This window comes from Sulfitobacter sp. HI0040, assembly GCF_001634885.1.
Classification (GTDB): Bacteria; Pseudomonadota; Alphaproteobacteria; order Rhodobacterales; family Rhodobacteraceae; genus Sulfitobacter.
This window is the reverse complement of the sequence record NZ_LWEX01000242.1, coordinates 1-4,096: the sequence shown is the minus strand read 5'-3', so window position 1 is coordinate 4,096 and position 4,096 is coordinate 1. Positions and strand designations below refer to the sequence as shown.

Here is a 4,096-nt window from a genome sequence, read left to right as displayed (position 1 = left end):
GAAAGCACCCCCCGTGCGCTCCACACGGCCCATACCGCCTTGGGGCAGATGGAACCCGACCATCAGCATCTGCTCCGCGGCCAACCGGTCCAGCAATGCGAGGCGCGTGGCGATCCCCGCTTCCATGTCCTGATCCCCTCCGCTCGGCCAGTCCGGTCGTGCAAAGGCGGCGTGGTGGTTGCCGATAGCGTCCCCCACGATCAGGGCGGCCTCAGCCCCATTGCGGATCTCGAAGGCCATATGCCCCGCCGTATGGCCGAAACTGGCGACTGCCGCGATACCGGGCAGAACCTCGTCGCCATCGTCGAAAAGCTCCACCGCGTCCTCGATCGCCTCCATCCGGCGCTTCGCGCCGACGGCAAACGCCTGCCGCCCCGCACCGATGGTGTCGACCGTCTGGGGATTCCACCAATAATCCCATTCGGCCCGCCCCATTAGGTAACGTGCATCGGCAAAGAGCAGATCGCCGAAATCATCCAGCAGTCCCCAGATATGGTCGGGATGGGCATGGGTGAAAACCACATCGGTGATATCCCCCGGTTCCAGATCGAGCGCTGCGAGGCTCTCGACGATCTTGCCCGCCGTGGGCATGAAATCGGGGCCGGAGCCCACGTCGAAAAGAACAACGCGGCTGTCATCGCGATAAAGGGCCAGGTTGCATTCGGGGGTGAGCGGCCCGTCGTTCAGATCGAACTGGTCGCGGAGAGGCGCAAGCTTTTCCTCAGGGATCGGATCGAACAGGAAACCGGGCGGAAGGACCAGGGCGCCATCGCTGACCGTCGTAAGCGTCGCGCGACCGAGTGAGGCGCTGGCAATTCGCGGATAAACCGCCCCCCCTGCGGCCAACGCACCCATCTGCATGATGAAGTCGCGGCGGTTCATAAGGGCCTCCCGTTAAATTCGATAAATCGAATATGAACCGGGGCATCGCGCCACGCAAGCCTGTTGATCATGCGGATGCTTCTGACGGGCGGCTACCGTCGAGCCGCCATGCGTTCAGCGGCAGTAGAGTTTGTAGAGGGTCTGCAAAACCTCTGTGACTTCGTCACCATGCAGCGAATAATAGATCGTCATTCACTCTCGGCCAGGCGACACACCATCGGGTCGGCGGCTTGCTCTGTAGTCTGATCACTCATTATATTCTATATATTGAATATTCGTATGGAGGAATATATTGGTGGAGAGAACCTGATACAAGCCGCTGCTGCAAGGACCGGACCGATGACAGCTTTCACCGCCAGCCACCCCATGGGCGCAATACCCGCCCCCGCGGGAGAGACGCCCGGCACGCCGATAGGGCCGGGGTTGGCGACGCCTGATGCACGTTAACCACCCGCACCTTTCCTGAGCGCCCATTCGGCGCACCCCCTCCCCCATTTCTGAAAGTCATTACCTTGTCCTCCTCTTCGCAAAAGATCGCGCGACTGTCCCGATACCTGCCTATCCTCGACTGGGGCAGCCGGTACGATCGCGGGAAGCTGAGCGGCGATCTGGTCGCAGCGGTCATCGTGACGATCATGCTGATCCCGCAATCGCTGGCCTATGCCTTGCTGGCCGGTCTGCCGCCAGAGGCCGGGATCTACGCCTCCATCCTGCCCATCGTGCTTTACGCCATTTTCGGCACCTCCCGGACGCTGGCGGTGGGGCCGGTGGCCGTGGTGTCGCTGATGACGGCGGCGGCCATTGGCAAGCTGGGCGATCAGGGCATCGACTATGTCACCGCCGCCTTGACACTGGCGTTTCTCTCGGGGGCCTTTCTGCTGGTCCTCGGCCTCTTCCGGCTGGGGTTTCTGGCGAACTTCCTGTCGCATCCGGTGATCGCGGGCTTCATCACGGCCAGCGGCATCCTGATTGCCACGAGCCAGCTCAAACACATTCTGGGCGTCAAGGCTTCGGGCGATACCCTGATCGAAATGCTGCACGGGCTGTGGTCGCATCTGGGAGAGATCAACTGGATCACGCTCGTGCTGGGCGTGGCGGCGACGGCCTTCCTCTTCTGGGTGCGCCGTGGGCTCAAACCGCTGCTGCAGGGCATGGGGTTGGGCAAGACCCTGTCGGACATGGGGGCGAAGGCCGGGCCGGTCATCGCCGTGGTGGCGACGACGCTTGCGGTCTGGGCCTTCGGCCTTGCGGAGCGCGGTGTCGATATCGTCGGATCGGTGCCGCAATCCCTGCCGCCCCTGACCCTGCCGTCGTTCCAGCCGCAGGTCCTGACAGCGATGATCGGACCCGCGATCCTGATCTCTATCATCGGCTTCGTGGAGTCGATCTCGGTCGCACAGACGCTTGCGGCCAAGCGCCGGCAGCGCATCGACCCCGATCAGGAGCTGATCGGTCTGGGCACCGCCAACCTCGGGGCGGCGTTCACAGGCGGCTTTCCGGTCACCGGCGGGTTCTCACGGTCGGTCGTGAATTTCGACGCGGGCGCGCGCACCCCCGCCGCCGGGGCCTATACAGCCGTGGGGCTGGCCATCGCCGCGCTGATGCTGACGCCGCTTATCTACTTCCTGCCCAAGGCCACGCTTGCGGCGACAATCATCGTCGCGGTCCTGAGCCTTGTGGATTTCTCGATCCTGAAACGCGCTTGGGTCTATTCCAAGGCGGACTTCGCCGCGGTGTCGGCGACGATCCTGCTGACGCTCGCCCTCGGGGTCGAGGTCGGCGTGTCGGCGGGCGTGCTGATCTCGATCCTCATTCACCTCTACAAATCCTCGCGCCCGCATATGGCCGTGGTGGGTCAGGTGCCGGGCACGGAACACTATCGAAACGTCAACCGCCATGACGTGACCCTGCACGACGGCATCCTGTCGGTGCGGGTGGACGAGAGCCTCTATTTCGCCAATGCCCGCAACCTCGAAGACCGGATCTACGACATGGTCGCCGAACGGGAAGACCTGCGGCATGTGATCCTGATGTGCTCTGCCGTGAACGAGATCGACATGAGCGCGCTCGAAAGCCTTGAGGCGATCAACACCCGGCTTGGCACGCGCGACATCACCTTCCACCTCAGCGAAGTGAAGGGCCCTGTGATGGACGCCCTGAAGAAGACCCATTTCCTGAGCGACCTGACGGGCCGCGTCTTCCTGACCCAGCACCGCGCCGTGGAGGCGCTTTGCAACGGTTCCGTCGATCAATTCTCACCGTCCAAAGATGGAGTATCCCTATGAAACGCCGCCAGTTCCTTGCCCTCATCGCCGCCACGCTCGCCACGCCAGCACTGCTGACCCGCCGGGCCGGCGCCGCGGAACCCGGCGCGCCCCTGCCGATCCCGCAGGTGATGGAGGTCGGCCCCGGCGCGGGCAATACGCTGACCGCGATGAAGGGATCACGCGAATTCATTTCCGGAGCCGCCTCCGACACGCTGGGCTACGATCAGGATTACCTCGGCCCGCTGCTGCGCTTTCAGCGCGGGCGCACGGCACGGATCGACGTGGTGAACCGCACCGATGAGGCGATCACAGCCCATTGGCACGGCATGCACGTGCCCGGCCGTCTCGACGGCGGGCCGCAACTGGCTTTCGGCCCCGGCAAGACGTGGTCGCCCGAGCTGCCGGTGGACCACCCTGCGTCGACCCTGTGGTATCACAGCCATATCCATGGGCGCACCGCCGATCAGGTCTATCGCGGGCTGGCGGGCATGATCATCATTGACGATCCCGACGTGGAGGACCCACTGCCGCGCGATTACGGGGTCGATGATTTCCCGCTGATCGTGCAGGACCGCAATTTCGACCGCTCCGGTCGCATGACCTATGACATCGGGATGATGGACATGATGCGCGGCTTTCGCGGCAGCGAGGTGCTGGTCAACGGCGTGATCCGCCCCAAGCTTACCGTGCCCGCAGGGCTGGTGCGGCTGCGGATCCTCAATGCCTCGAACGCCCGGATGTACGATTTCGGCTTTACCGACGGGCGGCGGTTCCATCAGGTGGCCAGCGACGGCGGGCTTCTGCCCGCGCCTGTCGCCATGGACGGTCTGCAACTCGCCCCGGCAGAGCGGGCCGAGATCGTCGTGGATTTCTCCGACCGGTCCGCGGTCCGGCTGGTGTCCCGGGCGATGAGCGGCGGCATGATGGGCGGGGGCGGCATGATGGGC

The 4,096-nt window shown here is 64.2% G+C and carries 3 protein-coding genes; 2 read left to right on the top strand and 1 reads right to left on the bottom strand.

Annotated features, from left to right (window positions below; translation table 11 throughout):
- Positions 1 to 882: MBL fold metallo-hydrolase (locus tag A3728_RS12985; RefSeq protein WP_067924429.1), on the bottom strand; the 882-nt coding region annotated here is incomplete at its 3' end.
- A gap of 533 nt (positions 883 to 1,415) precedes the next feature.
- On the opposite strand from A3728_RS12985, the gene A3728_RS12980 reads away from it, so the two are divergent.
- On the top strand, positions 1,416 to 3,167 hold the full coding sequence (locus A3728_RS12980) for a SulP family inorganic anion transporter (RefSeq protein ID WP_082851042.1): 1,752 nt from the start codon (positions 1,416 to 1,418) through the stop codon (positions 3,165 to 3,167).
- Positions 3,164 to 4,096 (top strand): multicopper oxidase family protein (locus A3728_RS12975; RefSeq protein WP_150120783.1); only part of this gene is annotated, 933 nt, incomplete at its 3' end. The genes A3728_RS12980 and A3728_RS12975, both read left to right, overlap by 4 nt.